This window comes from Massilia consociata, from assembly GCF_042432755.1.
Taxonomy (GTDB): domain Bacteria; phylum Pseudomonadota; class Gammaproteobacteria; order Burkholderiales; family Burkholderiaceae_D; genus Telluria; species Telluria consociata.
In genome coordinates this window covers 50,945-72,452 of record NZ_JBHLWP010000029.1, presented here as the reverse complement: position 1 = coordinate 72,452, position 21,508 = coordinate 50,945, and the positions used below count along the sequence as shown (strand labels likewise).

At 66.7% G+C, this 21,508-nt stretch carries 20 protein-coding genes; 8 read left to right on the top strand and 12 right to left on the bottom strand.

Annotated elements, in window-relative coordinates; translation table 11 throughout:
- Positions 1-189: 189 nt before the first annotated feature.
- The 5 genes from ACFFJK_RS22955 to ACFFJK_RS21905 all read left to right on the top strand — a co-directional run bounded on the left by ACFFJK_RS22955 (position 190) and on the right by ACFFJK_RS21905 (position 4,309).
- Positions 190-483 carry a DUF7684 family protein gene (locus tag ACFFJK_RS22955; RefSeq protein ID WP_446686065.1) on the top strand — a complete coding sequence of 98 codons (294 nt, stop codon included), beginning with the start codon at positions 190-192 and terminating at the stop codon, positions 481-483.
- Positions 484-645: 162 nt separating this feature from the next.
- Positions 646-822, top strand: coding sequence for a hypothetical protein (locus ACFFJK_RS21920; RefSeq protein WP_379681784.1), 177 nt, complete (start codon positions 646-648; stop codon positions 820-822).
- Positions 819-1,991 carry a Gfo/Idh/MocA family protein gene (locus ACFFJK_RS21915; protein ID WP_379681783.1) on the top strand — a complete coding sequence of 391 codons (1,173 nt, stop codon included), beginning with the start codon at positions 819-821 and terminating at the stop codon, positions 1,989-1,991. Before ACFFJK_RS21920 ends, ACFFJK_RS21915 begins: the two co-directional genes overlap by 4 nt.
- Positions 1,992-2,234: 243 nt before the next feature.
- A complete protein-coding gene (locus ACFFJK_RS21910; protein ID WP_379681782.1) occupies positions 2,235-2,804 on the top strand; it encodes a DUF488 domain-containing protein in 570 nt (189 codons plus the stop codon).
- Between the two features lie 116 nt (positions 2,805-2,920).
- Positions 2,921-4,309 (top strand): family 43 glycosylhydrolase, encoded by a 1,389-nt coding sequence (locus tag ACFFJK_RS21905; protein ID WP_379681781.1) that lies wholly within the window; start codon positions 2,921-2,923, stop codon positions 4,307-4,309.
- Positions 4,310-4,402: 93 nt separating this feature from the next.
- Here the strand turns inward: ACFFJK_RS21905 and ACFFJK_RS21900 are convergent, their stop codons facing one another.
- From ACFFJK_RS21900 to ACFFJK_RS21885, 4 genes are read right to left on the bottom strand one after another with little or no spacing between them, the layout of a single operon-like run.
- Entirely contained in the window at positions 4,403-5,143 is a 741-nt protein-coding gene (locus ACFFJK_RS21900; RefSeq protein WP_379681780.1) for an amino acid ABC transporter ATP-binding protein, read from the bottom strand.
- A gap of 30 nt (positions 5,144-5,173) precedes the next feature.
- On the bottom strand, positions 5,174-5,875 hold the full coding sequence (locus tag ACFFJK_RS21895) for an amino acid ABC transporter permease (RefSeq protein WP_379681779.1): 702 nt from the start codon (positions 5,873-5,875) through the stop codon (positions 5,174-5,176).
- A 16-nt stretch (positions 5,876-5,891) separates the two neighbouring features.
- Positions 5,892-6,587 (bottom strand): amino acid ABC transporter permease, encoded by a 696-nt coding sequence (locus ACFFJK_RS21890; RefSeq protein WP_379681778.1) that lies wholly within the window; start codon positions 6,585-6,587, stop codon positions 5,892-5,894.
- 45 nt (positions 6,588-6,632) lie between these two features.
- Positions 6,633-7,463 carry an ABC transporter substrate-binding protein gene (locus ACFFJK_RS21885; protein WP_379681777.1) on the bottom strand — a complete coding sequence of 277 codons (831 nt, stop codon included), beginning with the start codon at positions 7,461-7,463 and terminating at the stop codon, positions 6,633-6,635.
- Positions 7,464-7,667: 204 nt separating this feature from the next.
- Here ACFFJK_RS21885 and xth point away from each other — a divergent pair, with 204 nt between their 5' ends.
- A complete protein-coding gene (gene xth / locus ACFFJK_RS21880; protein ID WP_379681776.1) occupies positions 7,668-8,471 on the top strand; it encodes an exodeoxyribonuclease III in 804 nt (267 codons plus the stop codon).
- A 71-nt stretch (positions 8,472-8,542) separates the two neighbouring features.
- Positions 8,543-9,166, top strand: a complete 624-nt coding sequence (locus ACFFJK_RS21875; RefSeq protein ID WP_379681775.1) for a LysE family translocator — start codon at positions 8,543-8,545, stop codon at positions 9,164-9,166.
- Positions 9,167-9,207: 41 nt separating this feature from the next.
- On the opposite strand, the gene ACFFJK_RS21870 is transcribed toward ACFFJK_RS21875, so the two are convergent.
- The 5 genes from ACFFJK_RS21870 to ACFFJK_RS21850 all read right to left on the bottom strand — a co-directional run bounded on the left by ACFFJK_RS21870 (position 9,208) and on the right by ACFFJK_RS21850 (position 16,773).
- The gene (locus tag ACFFJK_RS21870; RefSeq protein WP_379681774.1) at positions 9,208-10,317 is read right to left on the bottom strand and encodes a catalase family protein; all 1,110 of its coding nucleotides are present in this window, start codon (positions 10,315-10,317) and stop codon (positions 9,208-9,210) included.
- A gap of 108 nt (positions 10,318-10,425) precedes the next feature.
- Positions 10,426-12,834: a TIM-barrel domain-containing protein gene (locus ACFFJK_RS21865; RefSeq protein WP_379681773.1), complete on the bottom strand. Its 2,409-nt coding sequence runs from the start codon at positions 12,832-12,834 to the stop codon at positions 10,426-10,428.
- Positions 12,835-12,927: 93 nt separating this feature from the next.
- On the bottom strand, positions 12,928-14,151 hold the full coding sequence (locus ACFFJK_RS21860) for a WD40/YVTN/BNR-like repeat-containing protein (RefSeq protein WP_379681772.1): 1,224 nt from the start codon (positions 14,149-14,151) through the stop codon (positions 12,928-12,930).
- A 139-nt stretch (positions 14,152-14,290) separates the two neighbouring features.
- Positions 14,291-15,718 carry a hydroxysqualene dehydroxylase gene (locus ACFFJK_RS21855; RefSeq protein WP_379681771.1) on the bottom strand — a complete coding sequence of 476 codons (1,428 nt, stop codon included), beginning with the start codon at positions 15,716-15,718 and terminating at the stop codon, positions 14,291-14,293.
- A gap of 104 nt (positions 15,719-15,822) precedes the next feature.
- Complete coding sequence (locus ACFFJK_RS21850) at positions 15,823-16,773, bottom strand: amidohydrolase family protein (RefSeq protein WP_379681770.1); 951 nt, start codon at positions 16,771-16,773, stop codon at positions 15,823-15,825.
- 169 nt (positions 16,774-16,942) lie between these two features.
- Between ACFFJK_RS21850 and ACFFJK_RS21845 the strand changes: the two genes are divergently transcribed.
- Positions 16,943-18,151, top strand: coding sequence for a pyridoxal phosphate-dependent aminotransferase (locus ACFFJK_RS21845; protein ID WP_379681769.1), 1,209 nt, complete (start codon positions 16,943-16,945; stop codon positions 18,149-18,151).
- An 11-nt stretch (positions 18,152-18,162) separates the two neighbouring features.
- Here ACFFJK_RS21845 and ACFFJK_RS21840 read toward each other — a convergent pair whose 3' ends face one another.
- Genes ACFFJK_RS21840 through ACFFJK_RS21830 form a run of 3 tightly spaced genes read right to left on the bottom strand, consistent with a single transcriptional unit; the run spans position 18,163 to position 21,418 of the window.
- On the bottom strand, positions 18,163-19,536 hold the full coding sequence (locus ACFFJK_RS21840; RefSeq protein ID WP_379681768.1) for a hybrid sensor histidine kinase/response regulator: 1,374 nt from the start codon (positions 19,534-19,536) through the stop codon (positions 18,163-18,165).
- A 7-nt stretch (positions 19,537-19,543) separates the two neighbouring features.
- Positions 19,544-21,013, bottom strand: coding sequence for an ATPase domain-containing protein (locus ACFFJK_RS21835; protein ID WP_379681767.1), 1,470 nt, complete (start codon positions 21,011-21,013; stop codon positions 19,544-19,546).
- On the bottom strand, positions 21,014-21,418 hold the full coding sequence (locus tag ACFFJK_RS21830; RefSeq protein WP_379681766.1) for a hypothetical protein: 405 nt from the start codon (positions 21,416-21,418) through the stop codon (positions 21,014-21,016).
- Between the last annotated feature and the right edge of the window lie 90 nt (positions 21,419-21,508).

Here is a 21,508-nt window from a genome sequence, read left to right as displayed (position 1 = left end):
TGCCAACTGCTCCTGGTGCGATTGAATGCCGGGACTGCTGAACCCAGCAATCAAGTCGCCCAGCATAGCCTTTGCACGGAACAAAGGCCAACTACGGCGAGGAACATGATCGCACGAAACTAAACACTTAGGGTCGACAGCGGACTCAACAAAACATTAGCAAATCGCCAGCGCCAGTTAAAGGCAGATATGCACTACTCTGGAAAAATTGTTCTAGTTTCGACTTCCGGCTACGTTCCTGAGCGCGACGATCAGTTCTTACGCGACCTGATAGCAGCGCGTATCGAGCTTTTCTGCGCAACTGGCGTAGGCGCAGAGGACTGGGAGGATGCTCTCGATTGGGTTTGCGTTGGCGATGACGGACGGGGCGAGCACTTGATTGTGACGACATCGCACGAGCGCGAGCCTCTTGCAAAAGTAATTGAATTCGCCGAGCAGTTCTCAACGTCAGCGCAGCACAAGGTCCAAGTCATTCATCGGTAAAGTCACCACGTCGAACGTCTGCTTCGGTCGACTGCTGCTGAACCCGACAGGGCGAAGTTTGCCGAGGAACCGACCGCTGACAATGCTCATCCAGAGTTGCCGCAACAGCTATTTCCTGTCACCATCCAATACCGTTTGCGCACCCACCACTTGGAGTCCACCTTGACTGCAGACATCCCAGCTTTGGTCGATCGGCTGTCTATCGACTTGGGCGAGACTACCTTTTCCAAGCGCGAGTTGCGCAGTGTGGGCACGATGCCGGCCGCCTGCCACGTCATCAACTGGATATTCGCCGAAACCAGACTGCCCGGTCGGGCCGCGCAGGGAACGGCGAAATGAACGCGTTCGATCGCAGGCGCTTTCTCCATGTGGCAGGGTTGGCGGGCTCCGCTTCCATTGCCGGCACCGGCTTCGCCCAAACGGCATCGGGAAACATCCGGCACCAAGTGCTGGAGCCCGATCTGAAAGTCCTTGCACCCGTCCAAACCATCCGCTTTGCTGTCATCGGACTGGATCACGCTCACATCATGAGCATGACGGCGGCGGTCCTGCGGGGCGGCGGGCAACTCGTCTTCGTCCTGTCGACGAACCATGAGGGCCTGAAGGATAAGCAGCTCGCCGATTTCCGCGCGCGGTTCGGGGATGTACCCGAAGCAGCCAGCGAGGATGCCATCCTGCAGGACCGTTCTATCCAGCTTGTGATTGGAGCACCGGTTCCCGACCAGCGCGCCCCGTTGGGCATCCGCGTGATGAAAGCCGAGAAGGATTTTTTGAGCGACAAACCCGCCATTACCAGCCTTGCCCAACTTGCGGCAGTGCGCAGGACGATCCGTGAGACCAAGCGCAAGTTCGCGATCATGTATTCCGAACGGCTGGAGGTGCCGGCAGCCGTGAAAGCCGGGGAGCTCGTGCATGCCGGCGCCATCGGCAAGGTCATTCAAACCGTGAATCTGGCGCCGCACCGCTTGAGGGCGTCATCGCGACCAGCCTGGTTTTTCGATCGGAAGCGCTACGGCGGCATCCTGACGGACATCGGCTCGCATCAGGCCGACCAGTTCCTGTTCTATACCGGCTCGACCAAGGCAACAGTGCTCGCCTCCCAGACCGCTAACCTCGCCCATCCGGCATACCCGAATTTCGAAGACTTCGGCGACATGCTGCTGACCGGTAATGGCGGCACCGGCTATGTGCGTGTGGACTGGTTCACGCCTGATGGCCTGGCGACTTGGGGTGACGGCCGTCTGTTTATCCTCGGTACCGAAGGTTATATCGAACTGCGCAAATATATTGATCCACTGGGGCGGCAGGGCACCAACCATTTGCTGATCGTCGATCGAAAGGAAGCGCGTTACATGGATTGCAGCAAGCTCGACCTACCGTTCGGGCGCGACTTCGTTGCGGACATCGTCAACCGGACCGAAACCGCGCAAAATCAGGAACAGGCCTTGCTGGCGGCCGAATTGGTCCTGAAGGCGCAGAAGAATGCGACGCGGCCGTTAGCGGCCTGATACCCGCGGCCGGGCACATCCGGCCACAAGCGGCCGTTCCCTTGTGCATGTAAATCTCGAGGATTCCAATGCAAAGTTCTTCCTCGTGCAAATGCGTCATCGCGTCGTTATGTCAGGCGTGGCGGTTTTGGGCCAAGCGCAAGCACGAGCGGGACATGGGTCCAGCGTGGCGTCATCCATGGCCCGGTTTGGCGACAATGGAAGCGACATGGCAAGCTTACCAGCATGGAGGCCTCATCGAACATGGAACCGGTGTACACCATTGGCCACTCGAACCGGCCGATCGACGAATTCGTGGAGCTGTTGCGCGAGCACGGCATCGAACGCCTGCTCGACATCCGGACCGTCCCCAAGTCGCGCCACAACCCGCAGTTCGGGCAAGACCAGCTGCCGCAGTCGCTCGCGGCCGCGGGCATTGATTACCAGTACGTCCGGGACCTCGGCGGCCTGCGGCGCGCGCGCAAGGACACGCCCAACGGCGCCTGGCGCAACGCCTCCTTCCGCGGCTACGCCGACCACATGCAGACGCTTGAATTCAACGGCGAGGTCGACGCCGTGGCGCGGCTGGCCGGTTCGACCCGCTGCGCGCTGATGTGCGCGGAAGCGGTGCCGTGGCGCTGCCACCGGTCGATGGTGGCGGACGCGCTGGCGGTGCGCGGCGTGCCGGTCGAACACATCGTCAACCGCGGCAGGACAAAACCGCATACGCTCACGCCCTTCGCGCACGTGGACGGCACGCGCATCACCTATCCACCCGAGCCTGAAGCCGCCCCGGATGCCTGTTGCGCGACGCCCGGTGCTGGCCCGACCTAGCGGCGCGCCAGGGATACCGAAACGGAGATCGCCCGCGCAATTTATTTCATCAGTACTCCGCCACGTATTTACCTATGCTAGCGGAGCAGTATCCAACAAAAACCACTGGAGACGAGATGATGAATAAATTGCTGGCCGCCTGCTGCCTGGCGCTGGGCTCTGCCTTGAGCATCGGATTGGTTCCCCCGGCTTGCGCCATCGAACTGGCGGGCGTGAAGAACGCGCACGACCCGGGTACGATCACCAAGGACGGCGACACCTACTTCAACTTCACGACGGGCACCGGGATCTGGTATTCCACCTCGAAGGACCTGGTCACCTGGACCGGCGGCCCGGGCCCGGTCTTCACCACCTACCCGGCCTGGATCAAGAACAAGATCCCGAACTTCGCGGGCGCGTTCTGGGCGCCGGACGTGATCCAGATGAATGGGCAGTACTACCTGTACTACTCGGTATCGACCTTCGGCACCTCGTCCTCGGCCATCGGCGTGGCGCGCTCGCCGTCGCTGAAGAACCCGAGTTGGACCGACCTGGGGATCGTCGTCGAGTCCTTCGGCGGCGCAAGCGAGATCAATGCAATCGACCCGGCGCTGTTCCGCGACCACGACGGCAAGGTGTACATGTCGTGGGGCTCGTTCTTCGGCGGCATCGGGCTGGCGGAGATCAACCAGTCCACCGGCAAGCTGGCGAGCAGCGTCAGCACGATCCTCGGCGGCGGCCACCGCGACATCGAGGCGCCCTTCATCACCCGCAACGGCAACGACTACTACCTGTTCGTCAACCGCGGTAGCTGCTGCAAGGGCAGCGACAGCACCTATTACGTCGAGGTGCAGCGGGCGACCAACATCCGCGGCCCGTATTCCGGCACCCGCACCATCCTGCCCATCACCGACGGCAAGTACCGCGGCCCCGGCCACATCGGCCTGCTGAAGCAGGATGGCTGCAACTTCGTCTCCACCCACTACTACGACCTGCAGGACAACGGCAACGCCAAGCTCGATATCCTGCGCATGAGCTACAGCAACGGCTGGCCGACCCTGACCCGCAACTTCACGAACTTTGCCGGTTGCGGCGGGATCAGCGACGGCGTGTACAGCTTCCGTTCACGCCACAGCGGCAAGGCGCTGACGGTGGCGAATGCCTCGACTGCGGACGGCGCACTGGTGCAGCAGTTCACCGACACCAACGCCCGCCACCAGCAGTGGCACGTGATCGGCCAGGGCGACGGCTACTACAGCATCATCAATGCCAACAGCCTGCGCAGCCTGGACAACTACGGGAACTCGACGACCCAGCGCACCAACATCGCGCAGTGGGGCTACTGGGGCGGCAGCGGCCAGCGCTGGCGCTTCGCCAGCCCGGCGGCCGGCTATCACACGGTGGCCAACCAGCTGAGCGGGATGGTGCTGGACGTGAACGCGCGCAGCACGGCGGACGGTGCGCAGATCATCCAGTGGCCGGTGAACAACGCGAGCAACCAGCAGTGGTCGCTGATCCGCAGGTAGGCCGGAGCGCATTCGGGCACACACCGCATGATCGAAGCGCATCGGCCAGTCGGACGCGCGCACGGCAAAGCCGTGCCCCTACGCAGCCGGACCCTAACCGCGCCGGCGGTCGGCGAGGAACTGCTGCGCGCGCGGGGTCTGCGGGTCGGTGAAGAAGGCTTCCGGCGTGGCCCGCTCCAGGATGCGCCCTTCGCTCATGAAGATGATCCGGTCCGCCACCTCGCGCGCAAAGCCCATCTCGTGGGTGACGCAGACCATGGTCATGCCCTGCTCGGCCAGCGAGCGCATCACCCCCAGCACCTCGCCCACCATTTCCGGGTCGAGCGCGCTGGTCGGCTCGTCGAACAGCATGATCGGCGGGCGCATGGCCAGCGCGCGGGCGATCGCTACGCGCTGCTGCTGGCCGCCCGACAGCGCGCTCGGGTAGGCATCCACCTTGTGCGCCAGGCCCACTTGCTCCAGCAGCTGCATCGCGTATTCCTGCGCCTCCTTGCGCGTCGCGCGCTTCAGGTTCACCGGCGCCAGCGTGCAGTTCTCCAGCACCGTCAGGTGCGGGAACAGGTTGAAGTGCTGGAACACGAAGCCGATGCCGGCGCGCAGCGCGTTGACGTCCGTGCCTTTCGCATGGATGTCGCGGCCGTCGATGGCGATGCTGCCGCCGTCGATTTCTTCCAGGCGGTTGAGGGTGCGGATCAGGGTGGACTTGCCCGAGCCGGACGGGCCGCACACGACCACCACCTCGTTCTTTTCCACCCGCTCGCTGACATCGACGAGCGCGTGGTACCTGCTGGATCCGGCGCCGTACCACTTGTTGACTTTATCGAGAACGATCATCGTTCGTGCTTCCGTTGAAGTTGCGTACCCCTATGCCTGCACCGGGCGCCGTTGCAGGCGGCGCTCGAGCAGGAAGGCCAGGCGGGACAGGCCGAAACAGAGGATGAAATAGGTCAGCGCCAGGATCAGGTACACCTCGACCGCCTGGGTGAATACCAGCGTGTTGATCTGGGTGGCGATGAAGGACACCTCCGACAGGCCGATGATGTAGCCGAGCGAGGTCGCCTTGATGGTCGACACCAGCTGGCTGACGATCGACGGCAGGCCGTTGCGCAATGTCTGCGGCAGCACCACCAGGCGCAGTGCCTGCGGGTAGGAAAGGCCGAGCGAGCGGGCGCTTTCGAGCTGCCCCTTGGGCAAGGCGCGGATGCCGCTTGCTACGATCTCGGCCAGGTAGATGCCGTCGAACAGCACCAGCACCATCAGCATGGTGGTGGCCTGTCCGGTCTTGACGCCGGTGACGGCCGGCAGGAAGAAGTAGACCCAGAACACGACCAGCAGCAGCGGCACCGCGCGCACCAGCTGCACCAGCGCGGCGGTCGGCCAGCGGATCGCGCGCTGGCTGCTCACGCGCGCCACGCCCAGCAGCAGGCCGAGCGGCATGGCCAGCAGCAGCGCCCCGATGGACAACAGCACGGTCAGCGCCAGCCCGCCCAGCGGACCGTCCGGATATTGGCCTACCAGGAAGTACAGCCAGTAGGTATCGACGAGCTCGATGATCGAATTCAGCATGATATATCCCTTGGCCTCATGCCGGACGGACCGGATAGCGCCGCTGGAACAGGTACGCGGCCAGCGAGATCAGGAGCGACACGGTCAGGTAGGCGAGCGTCGCGAAGGTGAAGGCCTCGGCGCTGCGGAAGCTGCTCGTTTCCACGCGCGCCGCCTGGTACATCAGCTCGGCGGCCCCGATAACGGTCGCCACGCTGGTGTCCTTCCACAGGTTGACGGTCTGCGACAGCAGCGGCGGGGTCGCCGCGCGAAAGGCCTGCGGCAGCAGCACCAGGCGCAGCGCCGCAAAACGCCCCAGGCCGAGCGAGCGCGCCGCTTCCAGCTGCGAAGCCGGAACGGCGCGGATGCCGCTGCGGATGTCCTCGGCCATGTGCACGCCGCTGTAGAGCGACAGCGCGATGACGGCGCACACGGCTTCCGGGTTGTTCGCGTACAGGAAATCGCGCGCGTTCTCGGGGAGCAGTTCGGGGAAAGCGAAGTACCAGAACAGCAGGTGCGCCAGCAGCGGCACGTTGCGGATGCTCTCCACGACGGTGGCGCCGATGGCCCGCAAGGGCGCGAAGGTGGACGTGCGCATGACGGCGACCAGCGCCCCGAAAGGCAGGGCGAAGGCGAAGCTGGCGGCGGTCAGCTGGAGCGACAGGACGAAGCCCTGCACCAGCCAGTCATGGTACTGGCCGGATTGCAGGATGCTGGGATCGAAAAACTGCAAGGGAAAGCTCGGTGTGGTGCTTCAGGCGCGAGGATGAATCGGGGCTCAGATCTTGTCGGTGCTGATGGTGAAGGTGCGCTTGGCGATGTTGGCGCGGGTGCCCGGGCCGTACCACTTGTTGAACAGCTGCTCGGCCGCGCCGCTCGCTTCCAGCTCGCGCAGGGTCTGGTCGACCACCGCCTTCAGGCTCTTCTCGCCCTTGCGCAGGCCGAGCGCGATCGACTCGGTGCCGATGCTTGTCGGCAGGATCGTGAAACCCTTCGCGGCCGCACCGAGCTTGCCGTAGTCGGCCAGCAGCGAGGATTCGTCGTTGACGTAGGCGATGCCCTTGCCCTGGCGCAGCGCCTGGAACGCCTGCTGGGTGTTCTCGAAGGTCACCACCTCGGCACTCGGCACGGCCTTGCGGATATTGGTTTCCTGGGTCCCGCCGCGCACGGTGACGACCTTCTTGCCGGCCAGTTGCGGCAGCGCGGTAATGCCGCTGTTCGCGCGCACCATCACCTTCGAGCCGGTGACGAAGTGGGTCAGCGCGAAATCCACCTGCGATTCGCGCTCCTTGTTGTGGGTGAGCGTGGCGGCCAGCACGTCCACGTGGCCCTGCTGCAGCTCGGGGATGCGGCTTGATACCGACATCTGCTTGAACACCGGCTTGACGCCGATCTTCTTCGCCACGGCGGTGGCGATGTCGATCTCGTAGCCCACCAGCTGGCGGGTCTTCGGGTCGATGAAGCTGTTCGGCTCATCGGTGCCCAGCACGCCGAACACGATCTCGCCCTTCTTCTTGATGTCCGCGAGCTGGTCGGCCTGCGCGGCGGTGGCGAGCAGGCTCGCGGACAGGGCGACTGCGCCCAACAGGATGTGACGGCGGGTAAACATGTTCTTCTCCAGACTGCAAACGTTCAATCGGCGCAGTATACGGCATGCGCTGGCATGGCCGAACGATCAATTAGCCATAAGAAAATGTGCTCTCGACTATAAGCGCCGAGGGATCTGGACTGCGGTTCACTGCGCGCGCTGCACGTGGCGGCGCGTGCCCATGTTAAAGTTGCAATACCGTTACAGACCCGACACGGAGACAGGATGCTGGTCGTTACTTACAACGTCAATGGAATCGGCGCCCGCCTGGGCGCCCTGCTCGACTACCTCGCGGAACGCAAGCCCGACGTGGTGTGCCTGCAGGAGCTGAAGGCGCCGCAGGAGAAATTCCCCGAAGCGGCGATCCGCGATGCCGGCTACCACGCGATCTGGCACGGCCAGAAGAGCTGGAACGGCGTGGCCATCCTTACCCGCGACGGCCCCGCCCAGGAACTGCAGCGCGGCCTGCCGGGCGACCCCACGGACGAGCAGAGCCGCTACATCGAGGCGGCCTACCAGGGCATCCTGGTCTGCGGCCTCTACCTGCCTAACGGGAACCCCGCGCCGGGCCCGAAGTTCGACTACAAGCTGGCCTGGTTCGAGCGCCTGATCACGCGCGGCGCCGCGCTCCTCGAGGCAAAGGTGCCGGTCGTCATGTGCGGCGACTTCAACGTCATCCCGACCGCGCTCGACGTCTACAAGCCGGAGCGCTGGCTCGACGACGCGTTGTTCCGGCCGGAATCGCGCGACGCCTTCGAGCGGCTGATGTCGCAGGGCTGGACCGACGCCTTGCGCACCATGTATCCGGACCAGGTCGTCTACACCTTCTGGGATTACTTCCGCAACGCGTTCGGGCGCGACGCCGGCATTCGCATCGACCACCTGCTGCTGAGCCCTGCCCTGGCGCCGGCCCTGCGCGCAGCGGGCGTCGACAAGTTCCAGCGCGCGAAGGAAAAACCGAGCGACCATGCACCGACCTGGGTGGAACTGGACATGGACGCGATCGTCCGGCCGGCAGGGGGAAGCTGAGGTAGCGGTCGGCGGTCAGCGGTCAGGGCGTTTTGCGATAAGATAATAGTTCGCACTTAGACTATTTCGACATGCTCACACCCGAACAGTTTCTCGGCTTCCTTGCCGCCGCCCTCCTGATCACGCTCTCGCCAGGCCCCGACAACATGATGGTGCTGAGCGTCGGCATTGCAAAGGGCCGCGCCCGGGGCATTGCCTTCGGCATCGGTTGTGCGCTCGGCTGCCTGTTCCATACGCTGCTGGCGGTGATCGGCGTCAGCGCCCTGATCGCGGCTTCCGCCACGGCATTCACGGCCCTGAAAATCGCGGGCGGACTGTACCTGATCTGGATGGGCCTCGGCGCCCTGCGCAGCCGCGGCGGCGCGCAAGTGACGGCCGGCGTGCCGGACGAGAGTGCGCGCCGTCTCTTCTTCAAGGGCCTGCTGGCCAATGCCATCAACCCGAAGGTGGTGCTGTTCTTCCTGTCCTTCCTGCCCCAGTTCGTGGTGGCCTCGCGCGGGGATGCGAACTGGCAGATCGCGTGGCTGGGGCTCACCTTCACGCTGCAGGCGGCGGTGCTGTTCGGGCTGCTGGGCTATTTTTCGGGGACGATCGGACAGTGGCTGAACCGCACGCCGCGGGCGGGGATGTGGCTGGATCGGCTTGCGGGCGCGGTGTTCGTGGGGCTCGGCCTGCGCCTGATCGTGGCGCGCTAATACGTATCATTCGGCCAGTACCTGCGAGGCCGTCGCCCTCCTCAAGACGCCGGCTCGTGGATCGGACACCTGTTGAAACCCGTTCGCACCTCGCGCGAGACCGCCATCACCTCGCGCCGCGCCCGGTTGATGGCCCCCAGCGGCCGGTGCGCGGCCACGCAGTTCCACGGATCGAAGGCCGTCTCGTCTTCCAGCTTCGGCGAGGCGACCGGGTCCCAGCTCGGCTGCGGGTCCACCCTCAGGCGGGCCACCGCCACGTACGGGCTGAGCTCCTCCGGCCATGCCACCGACGCATCCTCGACCGGCATCTTTTCCAGGTCGGTGCATAGCTGCACACGCAACTCCCATTCGCCGCCCTGTTCGGCAAAATGCGCACGCAGCGCGTCGCGCTGGGCATCGTCGCCATTGTCCAGCGGCGCGCCACGCAAGGCCAGCAAGGACGCCGACACCGGGGCCAGCGAAAACTTGGCCATGTACTGGCCGTACAGGAACGGCGTCTGGGTGAAGTAGGTCTCGCCCAGCGGATGGCGCTGCGGTTCGCCGCCGATGCCCTTGAGCTTGACGCTCATGCCGCCCAGCGCCTCGACCGCGCCTTCGACCGTCCGCAACACGGCCGAGGCCAGCTTCTTGCCGGCCTCGAAGCGTTCGGTGCTCGCGGCCAGCAGCGACGTGGCCGGCAGCAGGCGCTGCGGGTCTGGCAGGGCGAAGGCCGGGGCGTTCACCATCAGGAAGTCCTGCGACTGGCCGGGGCGGGCCGGGTCCAGCCGTTCGCCCGGCACGCCCAGCACCTTGAACGCCACCGCGCGCGGCGTCGAGACGGCGTCGGAGAGCTTCTCGGCCGGCGGCGACGACCAGCGCAGCAGCACGGGGTAGCTGCCCGCGCGCGCAAAGACGCCCTGCGCGTAGTGCGCGGGCAGGCCGTCCAGGACCGTCAGCGTGCCGCGCAAGATAGCGTGGCCCTTGGCGTGGACCGCCCGGTAGGCATGCCCCTTGGCCTCGGCCACGTCGTTCGCCATGCCGGCAAAGGCGTGCTGGAGCGTGCGGATTGCCTCCGCCTCGTCCTTCCTGACGGTTTCGTGACCGGGCTGGTACGGGATGGGCGAGATGGCGGACGGTGAAGAAGAACGCGCGGCGGATGGGGACTGCGTCATGGAAGCCTCCGTTGGTCGAAGGCCCCAATCTAGCGCGTTTGGCGCGGGCCCGCCGTACGCCAGCGGGCCCCTTGCACGCCTGCCGGCGCGAGGCCGGCAGCGCGATGCCTACAACGTGATGGCGACCTGTGCCGACAACTGCTTGCGCGCAGGGACCGGCACTTCCAGCAGGTTGTGCTTGCCGTTCCAGCTGAACCGCACGGCACGGCCGTCGACGGTCACCGCGCGCGGCTTGGCCGTCACGTTGTGCACCTTGAGCGCAATGCTGCGCGCAAGGGGCGCCTGCGCCTTGCCGGTCTCGGTGCGCAGCGTCACTTCCAGCTTGCCGTGGGCGAGCTTGCTGGCGAAGCGCACGATCTCGTACTTGCCCTTCTCGTAGGCGTCGGCGGTCTCGCCGTCATCGTCGTACATCTTGCCTTCGCCAGCCGCCACGCTGGCGTCGTGGTAATAGTGCAGGTCGATGTTGCGGGTCGAGTAGTCCTTCGTGCTCTGGACCACCTGCGCCATCGGCACGAAGGCGCCGGCGCGCACGTACACCGGGATGTTCGCCTCGACCGGCTTGACGACTTCCTGGATGCCGCCCAGGTGCTTCTCGCCGGTGTGGAAGTCGAACCAGACGCTGTCCTTGACCGGGAAGTGCACTTCCTTGCGGGTGGCGCCCGGCTCGACGATCGGCGCGACCAGGAAATCGCGCCCCCACAGGTAGGTCGTCGACAGGCTGGTGGCCTCGTCGTCCTCGAACAGCACTGGACGCATCAGGGGCATGCCGGTCCGGCTGTTGTCGAAGGCGAGCGTGTAGTTATACGGCAGCATGGCGTAGCGCAGCCAGACCGCCTCGCGCGCGAGCACCTTGGTGCGCTCGGAACGGAACACCGGCTCTGGCGGCACGTCCTGCTGGGCGTGCGGACGGAATACCGGCTGGAACACCCCGTACTGGAGCCAGCGCACGTACAGCTCGTCGTCCAGCACCGGTCCGGCGAAGCCGCCCAGGTCCGAGTGCATGTAGGCCAGTCCCTGCATGCCCATCTGGAGCGAGATCTCCACCTGCGACTGCAGGCCGCCCCAGCCGCGGCTGACGTCGCCCGACCACGGGATCATGCCGAAGCGCTGCGAGCCCGAATAACCGGCGCGCATCAGGATGAAGGGGCGCTCGTTCGGGAAGTCCTTCTTGTAGCCTTCGAAGATCAGGCGCGCCCAGTCGTGGCCGTAGACGTTGTGCACCTGGTCGGCGCCGACCCTGGCGCCGGCGGGGCCGTGCTGGACCCACGACGGATGCACTTCCGGCTCGCCCAGGTCGCCCCACCAGCCGCCCACGCCGCCGTTCTTGAGGCCCTTGTAGATGTCCCAGAACCAGTCGCGGCCCTGCTGCGTGTACAGGTCGACCAGGCCGGTGTTGCCGAAATAGAAGTCGTAGGTGGCCGGCTTGCCATCCTTGTCGGTGGCCAGCACCTGGCGGTCCACCGCTTCCTGCCAGCGCTTGGACGTGGTCAGGATGAAGGGTTCGGTGATGACGATGGTCCGCACGCCCTTCTTCCTGAAATCCGCCATCATCTTCTCGGCGTTCGGGAAGGTGTCGCGGTCCCAGGCCAGGTTGCCCATCGTGTCCTTGACGGTCTTGCCGAACCAGAACAGGTCGAGCACCACGGCGTCGAGCGGGATCTTCTCGTCGATGAACTTGTCGACCACGGCGCGGGTCTCCGCTTCGGACTTGTAGCCGAAGCGGCTGGCGAAGTTGCCGAACGCCCAGCGCGGCGGCAGCGGCTGGCGTCCGGTCAGGCTCGTATAGTTCGCCATCACGCCTTCCCAGTCCTCGCCCGCCACCACCTGGTAGGTCTTGCGCCCGCCGATCACTTCATAGCGCAGCGTGCCGTCCTTCTGGCTGTCGAAATCGAGGTAGCCGACCTGCGGGTTGTCGAAGTGGATCGCGTACTTCTTCGACGACAGCGCCACCGGGATCGTGTAGTTCAACAGCTGGGAAGTCTTGCCGTAGCCGTAGTCGGCGCGGTTGTAGAGGCGGAAGCGGTTGCCGCGGCGGTTCATGCCGACCGCGCGCGCGCCGGCCCCGTACAGCGCCTCGCCCTCGTCGAGGGAGAATTCGATCGTTTCGTGGCTGCCGCTGCGGCTGTAGCCGCCCTTCTCCGCCACCAGCGGCTTGCCCTTGTACAGGTAGCTGATGCGGAACGGGTTCCGGTCCACCACCACGCTGATGCCGGGGGTGGCGAACTCGATCCGGTTGCCCTCGGTCTTGAGCGTCGCGCCCACGTCCACCGGGGCCAGCACCACGGCGTGCGATGCCGGGTCGTGCTGCTGTCCGTTCGGGATGAAGGTGGTCTCGACCACGTTCGCCGAGTACGGCTTGATCAGGTAGCGGCCGTCGCTGGTGGCCAGCTCCAGCGTATTCTGGTTGCGGGTGACGCCCTGCAGCTGGCGCTCGGCGTTCTGGGCGAGGGCGGCCGGGCTGAAGGCCAGCGGAGTGAACAGGCACAGGAGCAGCCGGGCGATCGTCGTTTTCGTCATGGGTCTCGGTTGTCGTTGAAGGCAACCGAGAGCATGACAGAATTCCGCCCGCTGAAAAAGTGGCAATGTAATTTAATTACATGGGCGACCCGCTCAGCGGCGGCCCATGGTCAGCTGGAACAGCCGTCCCTGTTGGTCTTCGCGCTCGTTCATCGTGAACAGGATCCGGCCCTGCGGGTCCTCGGCGATCGACGTCACCACCGCCACCCTGGTGTCGGCCCCGTTCGCGGTCCGGGTGTAACCCGGCAACATCGACGAGATGTCGGTCCAGGTCGTGCCGCCGTCCTTCGACCATGCCATGTAGGGCCGGAAGTTGTGCTTGTCGAAGCCGCCCACGACCAGGGTATCCGGCTTGCCGCGCAGCGGCAGGAAGGCTTTCACGTAGGGGTAGGCCGTCGCTCCCTCCACTGGGTTGTGGATCACGAACTTGAAGCTCCTGCCGCCGTCCTCGCTGCGCAGCAGGCCGCCCTCCACGCCGACGAACACGCGCTGGGTATCCGGCACCGGCTCGATAAACTGGATGTTGCGGTTCTCCAGCTCCGGAGTCGTGATCGGCAGCTTGTCCTCCGACACCAGGCGCATGCCGTCCGCGGACAGCTGGTAGGCTTCCAGGAAGGCATGGTCGAGCGGGCACTCGCCGCCGACCAGCACCCGGTCGCCAATCACCTGGAACTGCGTGTGCGTGCACACGAACTCGTCGAAGCCGCCGCGCAGCACGCGCCAGCTCGCGCCCTGGTCGCTCGAGGCGAACAGGTTGATGCCGGCGCCGGCATTGCTGTACAGGCGCGAGCCGGACAGCTTGAGCGCGTTCATCGACAGCGTCGAGCAATAGTATTCGTTGCAGGCGCGCAGACCCTGGTCGCGCGGCGCGAAGCTGCCGGCCTGCGCCGACATGGCGCAGGTCGAGTGCTCCTGCGCGCGCGGCTGCGGGCCGTCGCTCCAGGGCTGGAACAGCCACAGGGTGTCGGCCAGCAGCTTCAGGCGCGGCGCCCGCGGCGGGAAGAATTCGTCGGCCGGTCCCAGGGCGCAGCCGCCCATGGCGACCGGCGTCCAGGTCGAGGCGCTCGTCAGCGGCAGGCCTGCGCGCAGCACCGCCGTGCCCTCGAGCGCGGTATTGCCGAGCGAGACATAGGCGTCCTGGCCACGGAAGACGACGCTCTCCATGCCGCGGCTGGCGCTCGACAGCAGGTCGATGCGGGTGGCGGCCGGCGGTTCGGGCGCGCGGCCCGCGCTTTCGTCGTCCGGACCGCCGCCACAGGCGGCGAGCAAAACCGTGCAGGCCAGCGCCAGTCCGGCGCTGCGAGATGTGTGGTGCATGCGATTCCCCGTCGTTGAGGCATACGGCGCCTGCCGTATGCGCGTTTGTCGAAATACGATCAGGGGAAATTCTAGGCAGGGAGCGATGCGCGTTTTTCGGGGAATTGTCGAGCGACTGTCGGGATTCTGTAAGCGCCTGTCACGGCACGCTACGGTTCGGAACGGCCCGCCGCGCCACCCCGGCCAGGTCGTCGTACATGCGCGCGTCGATGGCCAGGTCGGCCCGGATGCCGCGCTCGGCCAGCACGGCTTCGGCCGCCATGAAGCCCGACTTGGCGGCCCCCTCCATGGTGCAGGGCATGTGGGTGCGGGTCCAGTCACCTGCCAGCGTCAGTCCCGGGATCGGCGAGCGTGCCCGCGGGCGCATGCGTTCGAAGCCGACCGTCGCGCAGGGGATGGCCATCGGGACGCGGTGCACGACCGCATGCAGCAGCCGGGCCTTCGCCGCGCGCGGCGCGATCTCGGCCAGTTCGTCCACCGTGCGGCGCACGATCTCGCCGTCGCTCAGCGGGTGGGCGCGGTGGCTGTAGATGATGTTGCTGGCGATGACCGTCGGGCGGCCGCGCCAGCCCTGGCGGATCTGGCTCAGGTCGTAGAAATCGTAGTTCAGCCGGCCCGGCGACCACAGGTGCGAGGCGAAGCGCTCGGCCTTGATGTCGCGATCGAACCAGAGATAGCAGCAGACGTAGGGACTGGGCTCGAAGCGCGGCAGCACGTCGAAGGGCGCGCGGCCGCGCCAGCGGCCGGGCAGGACCGCATCGAGGTCATGCGGCGGCAGCGCGCTCACCACCTGCCGGGCGGGGATGTGGGTACCGTCTGCGAGCACGACGCCGTCCACGCGCTCGCTTCCGGACAGGTAGGCCACGCCCCTGCCCCTGAGGACGCGCCCGCCCGCGCGCTCGATCACGCGCACCGCCTGCCCGGTGTACAGTTCGCCCAGTCCGACTTTCGCGAAACCGAAGTGCAGGCCGCGGTAGCCGCTCAGCTGCGCATGGATGCGCATCAGCGAGGCGGCCGACACCCGCTCCAGCGGCACGTTGGTGACGACCATCGAGGCGAAGCGCCACCACCAGTCGATCAGGGCTTCGCTCACCCCCAGCGAGCGGAAATAGGCGAGCCCGTTGATGCGGTCCAGTTCATCGACCTGCTCCTCGCCGAAGCGCATGCCGCGCCAGCCGGTGGGCAGCATGGTCAGGTAATCCTGCATGCCCAGGCCGGGCGCGCCGAGGATGCTGGGACCGAGGCTGAGCGGCGCCGGCAGCGGGTAATGGCGCAGTACCGTGGGCTTGGGCTTGCTCGCCAGCGTCAGCACCTTGCCGGGCTGCCAGCAAATCAGGTCGCGCGTGCCGAGCCGCTCGAGCAGCGCCAGCATGTTGTGGTATTCGGAATGGAAGATGTGCGGGCCGATATCGACCACGTCGCCGGTCACGCGGTCGCGCCAGCAGCTTGCCCGCCCCCCGAGCCGGTCGGCACGTTCGACGACCGTCACCGCGATGCCATGATCCGCCAGCGCGACGCCGCACGCCAGTCCCGCCAGCCCTCCTCCCACCACCGCTACCTGAGTCATCCGTTTGCTTCCCTGGTTGCCGCATATGCGTGTCCCGCAAGTGTAGGGAAGCGGGCGCTGCCATCGGTTAGCGCACGCACATAGGGGGCGGATTCACGCACGCCCTATCGCAGGTAGGGCATGACGTTGCCGGCGACGCGCGCCGCCTCGGCATCGGTGAGCGGCAGGCCGCGGAAGGCCGCCCAGGCCTCCCCCGGCCGCACGTCCGCGCCGGCAGCGGCATCGGAGCCGTACAGCACCCGCTCCATGCCGACCTGGCGCAGCCTGCGCACCAGCTTGCGCGCCTCGGCCGGCGACAGGCCCGGGCGGGCGAACGAGGCGACGTCGAACCAGACCTGGCGCATGCGCGGGTCCTGGCGCGCGGCGGCGTCGGCCAGCACGGCCAGCGCGGCAATCTGGCGCGCGCTGTCGCCCTGCGCCGCCCCGGAGTACGCCACCTGCACCGGCACGTCGGGCGCGTGCGGCAGCAGTTGCTCGATCAGCAGGCGCGCCTGGCGCGGACCGGTCTCGCGCAACTGCAGCACGATGGCCATGCCGCGCGCGTTTGCAGAACGGAACACGCGCTGCACGCGCTCCAGCTGTTCCGGGTCGTCGGAGCGGATGCCGCCCGGCCCCGGATGCAGCTTGATGCCGCGCCCGAACTCCTCGCTGGCGGCGCAGCGCGCCAGTTCGGCCAGCGCGTAGTCCTTCAGCGGGTCGACGCTGCACAGCGCGACCAGCCGGTCGGGAAACTCGGCCGCCTGCCGCGCCGCCCAGTCGTTCTCGGCGCGCACCCGGGCATATTCCTCGCCGGCGGAATTCTCCGGCAAGCCATACACATGGGCCACCGACAGCACGGCGGCGCGCGCGATGCCGGCGGCGTCGAGTTGCGGGATCAGGTCGCGCGCCGATACCGGCCGCAGGGTTGCCGTCGCCGACAGGTAGGCCGCGGCGGCCGGGCTGTACAGCAACTGGTGGTGGTCGGCGACCGGCACGGTCGCGACCGGCGCCGCGACCGCCACACTGGCGGCACCCAGCACCATGGCGGTGCACAGCAGAACGGGAAGACGCCTCATACATACACCTCGAACGCGAAAATGAGCCGGCCTGCGGGGCCGGGCAAAACGCCATGTTAGCGCATTGGCGGCAAGACCTGTCAAGATTGCATCCTGCGTGCCGCTGGCGTGGATTACAAGCCGCTCACGCTACGGTAAGATGACGGGATTCCCAAGCAGCGAGTCCCCCATGCAAGTCACCCCGAGTCCAGAGTCCCAAGCCGCGCGCGCACTGCAGGTCGCGCAGCGCGTCCACGCCATCGAACCTTTCCGCGTCATGGAAATGGTGAAAGCCGCCGGCGAAATGAAGCGCAGCGGCATCGATGTCATCAGCATGAGCGTCGGCGAGCCCGACTTCACCGCGCCCGACATCGTCGCCCACGCGGCGATGGATGCCATCAAGGGCGGCCTCACCCAGTACACCGATTCGCTCGGCCTGCGCGAACTGCGCGAAGCGATCGCCGGCCACTATGCGGCCGTGCACGGCCTGGACATCGACCCGCGCCGCATCGTGGTTACGGCCGGCGCCTCGGCCGGCCTGCTGCTGGCCTGCGCCGCGCTGGTGGCCGAGGGCGACGAAGTCCTCATGCCCGACCCCTGCTATCCCTGCAACCGCCATTTCGTCTCCGCCTTCGGCGGCAAGCCGGTGCTGGTGCCCGCGTCGAGCGAAGATCGCTACCAGCTGAGCGCCGCCCACGTCGAAGCCAACTGGACCGCGCGCAGCCGCGGCGTGCTGGTGGCCTCGCCTTCGAACCCGACCGGCACGTCGATGACCCCGGAGCAGTTGCGTGCCATGCTGGCCGCCGTGCGGGCACGCGGCGGCTTCGCCATCATCGACGAGATCTACCAGGGCCTCTCGTACGACCACCAACCGGTCAGCGCGCTGGCGCTCGACAGCGATGTCATCACCGTCAACAGCTTTTCGAAATACTTCAGCATGACGGGCTGGCGCCTGGGCTGGCTGGTCGTACCCGAGGCGCTGGTGCCGACCTTCGAGAAGCTGGCGCAGAACCTGTTCATCTGCGCCCCCACCGTCGCGCAGCAGGCGGCGCTGGCCTGCTTCACGCCGGAAGCGCTCGCCATCTACGAGGCACGCCGGCGCGAGTTCCAGCGCCGCCGCGACTACCTGGTGCCGGCCCTGCGCGAACTGGGCTTGCAGGTCCCGGTGATGCCGGACGGCGCCTTCTACGTGTATGCGGATATCGGCGAACTGGCGCACAGGGATCGCGGCGACAGCACCGCCTTTGCCTGGTCGGTGCTGCGCGACGCCCACGTGGCGATCGTGCCGGGTGACGATTTCGGGTTTGCCGCGCCGGCGCGCCATGTGCGTTTCTCGTACGCGACGAAGCTGGAACGCATCGAGGAAGCGGTCGGCAGGCTTGCGCGCCTGCTGGGCTGAATGCCGAGGCTTCAGCGGCCCTGGCGTACCTCGCGCGCTTCGCCGACCAGTTCGAGCAGGGTGTCCGGGGCGGCCGGCTTGACCAGGTAGCGGTCGAAGCCGATGTCCAGGGCGCGCTCGCGGTCTTCGCTCTGGCCGTATCCCGACAGCGCGATGGCGAAGGGGCCATGGTGCGGCTGCTCGCGGCGCAGCCGCTGCATCACTTCCAGCCCGTCCATGCCGGGCAGGCCGATGTCGCAGATGATGATGTCGTAGGGACGGGCCTGCGCCGCTTCCAGTCCCGTGGGGCCGTCGTAGGCAACCGCCACCTCGTGGCCGGCCAGTTCGAGCAGGGTGCGCAGGGTGTCGCAGGCGTCCACGTTGTCCTCGACGAGCAGGATGCGGCAGGCGCCTTCCGCCGCGCTCGGGCCTGCCGGCGCGGCAAGCGCCGGCGCGCCCGAGCACGACAGCGGCAGGCGCACCGTGAAAGTGCTGCCCTTGCCTTCGCCGGGACTCTCGGCGGTCACCGTCCCGCCGTGCATGCCGACCAGGTTGCGCACCACGTTCAGGCCGATGCCCAGGCCGCCTTCGGAGCGCGCCAGCGAACGCGGCGCCTGGATGAACAGGTCGAACACCTGCGGCAGCATGTCGGGAGCGATGCCGGCGCCGGTATCGCTGACCTCGACCACGACTTCATCCACGACGCGCCACGCGCGCAAGCCGATATGGCCGCCGTCCTGCGTATATTTCGACGCATTGCCGAGCAGGTTGGTAAAGACCTGGGTCAGGCGTACCGGGTCGCCTTCGATGGTCAGGGATTCGTCGGGCAGCTCGACCTTCAGGTGCTGGCCGCGTTCGCGGATGCGCGGCGCGATGGTTTCGACCGCCTGGTCGAGCGCACCGGCCAGCACCATCGGCCGCACCGACAGCCTGATCTTGCCGCTGCTGATGCGTGCGGCATCGAGCAGGTCGTCGAGCAGGCGCGCCATGTGGTCCACCTGGCGCCGCACCACGCCGGCGACGTGCGACAGCCTGCCGTTCGAGTCGGACAGGCTTTGCAGCAGGCTGGCCGACATGCTCAGCGGCGCCAGCGGGTTGCGCAGCTCGTGCGCCAGCATGGCGAGGAATTCGGTCTGGCGGCGGTTGGTGGCTTCGGCCAGGTCGCGCAAGGACTGGGCGCTGACGGTGGCCATCACGAGGTTCTCGTTGGCCTCGCGCAGCTGGCCGACCTGTTCCTCGAGGCGGTCGCGCTCGCGCGCCAGGATGCGGGTGTGCGACAGCTCGGCTGCGAGGGCGGCGATGCGCTGCTGGAGCTGTTGTTCCCGAAGCATGGCCGGCAAGCCGCCCTCCTCCCCCATCAGGGAACGTTGCTCGGAGCCGGTAGTCGATTCGTTGAACGTTCCCATTGCTACCTCATTTACCCGAGGTGACGCTGTCGACGCGGCCGTACAGCACGCCGTTCACCATGGCCGGAATGGGCTCGATCTCGATGCCGCTGTCGGTGATCCGGTATTCGCGCACGTCGCTGCTGTGGCTGGAGCCGCGCACCTTGACCACCGAAATGAAGCGCTTCACCACGCCGTCGACTTCCGCGTAGCGCATGGCCACGATCGCATCGGTCAGGTAGGCCATGTCGGCGCGCGCATGGTTCATGTCCGTCGCCCCGTCCTCCAGGCCCGCCGTCACCAGCGCCGAGACGCCGCGCTTGGCCAGGCTGCTCAGGATGCGGAACACCCCTTCGCGCAGGTCCCTTCGGCACTCGGGCGCCAGGTACAGGCTGAACTCGGAGAGCGAATCGATCACGACGCGCCGTGCGCCGGTACGCTCGATGGTGGCCAGCAGTTCGTGCTCGAACTCTTCGACCGTGAGGTCGATCAGGCGGCTCTCGACCACGCTGACGTTCCCGGACTGGACCAGCTCGGCGAATTCCGCGTTGCGCAGCCGCGCCGTGCCCTTCTCGAAACACAGCATGACGCCCTTCTCGCCCAGTTCCACGCCCGCGCGCAGGAAGCTCGAGCCGAGGATGGTCTTGCCGCAACCCGTGGGCCCGACCGCCAGCAGCGAGTGCCCCTGCGGCAGGCCGCCGTGCAGCATGTCGTCCAGGCCCGCCGCGCCGGTCGGGATGCGGCGCGGCTCGCGGTCCACCGGCACACCCGGGATGCGGTCCGCCGCCAGCGGCGGCAACAGGCGCGGAAACACCTGCAGTCCGTCGTCCGAGATCCGGAAGGTGTGCGAACCGGACATGTGGGCCTGGCCGCGCATCTTGACGACGCGGATCTTGCGCACCACGGCGTTGTGGTCGTGCAGCTGGCTCATCGACACCATGCCGTCGGCCACGGTCGTGATCGGATTGGCCTCGACTTCGCTGTGCTGGTATTCGCCGATCAGGAAGGTGGTCGCCATCCAGCTCGTCATGCGGGTGCCGAGTTCCTGCACGAAGAACTGCAGGTCGTTCATACCCTCGATGCCCGGCTTGCCGGTCTGGATCACGGAACGGAAGGAATCGACGAAGACCAGGCTCGGCGCGAAATCCTCGACTTCGCGCGTGATGCGCTCGAGCACGCCGCTGTAGTCTCCCGCGCGCAGGTCCGCCGCCAGGTTGACGTAGCGGATCACGGTGCCGACCTTTTCCATGTCGAAGAACGAATACTGCTGCTGGTAGCGCAGCATCTTCAGCGGCGGCTCGCCCAGCACCGTGAAGAACAGCGCGCGGCAGTCGGGCGCCGCCAGCGAGAACATGATCTGGTGTGCAAGCGTGGTCTTGCCACAGCCGGGAGCACCGGTAATGAGGTTGAACGAGAACTCGTTCAAGCCGCCGCCCAGGAGAATATCGAGCCCTGGTACACCGGTGGCCAATTTCCCCAAGCTTACTTTATCGGACATTTATTTCTGCTCCTGTGCATTCTTCTGCTGGCCTGGCGCCGTATCCGCAGTCGCCGTCGCCGTCGCCGTCGCCAGCAACTGCTGTGTCAGTCTCTCTCCGATGAGTGCGGCGAGTAATTGGGTAAAGGTGCGTAGTAATGCGTCGCTGGCGGCCACCGCGCGTTCTCCGTCGACGAGCGCCATCCGCTCTTCGAGCGAGTTGAATAGCTGGTCGGGCGAACGGCAGGGATGTTGGGGGGCCAGCCAGGCATGGTCCGGACCGATCACGTGCACGGCCCGGCCGAACAGCGCGCAAAAGCCGCTCTCCCCGATCAGCGGGCAGAGCTGGGTGGCGATCCGCCGCCAGGGATGCAGCAGCTCGCCGCTTCCAGCTGTCGGTTCCGGTGCGCCCGTCGTGTTCGTCATATCTTCGTCGTTGAGCAATGAATGCCGCTGAGAGTTGTCTGGGTCTACTGGACCGGCGCTAGTCCACGGCAGGGGAGACCGCAGGCGGCT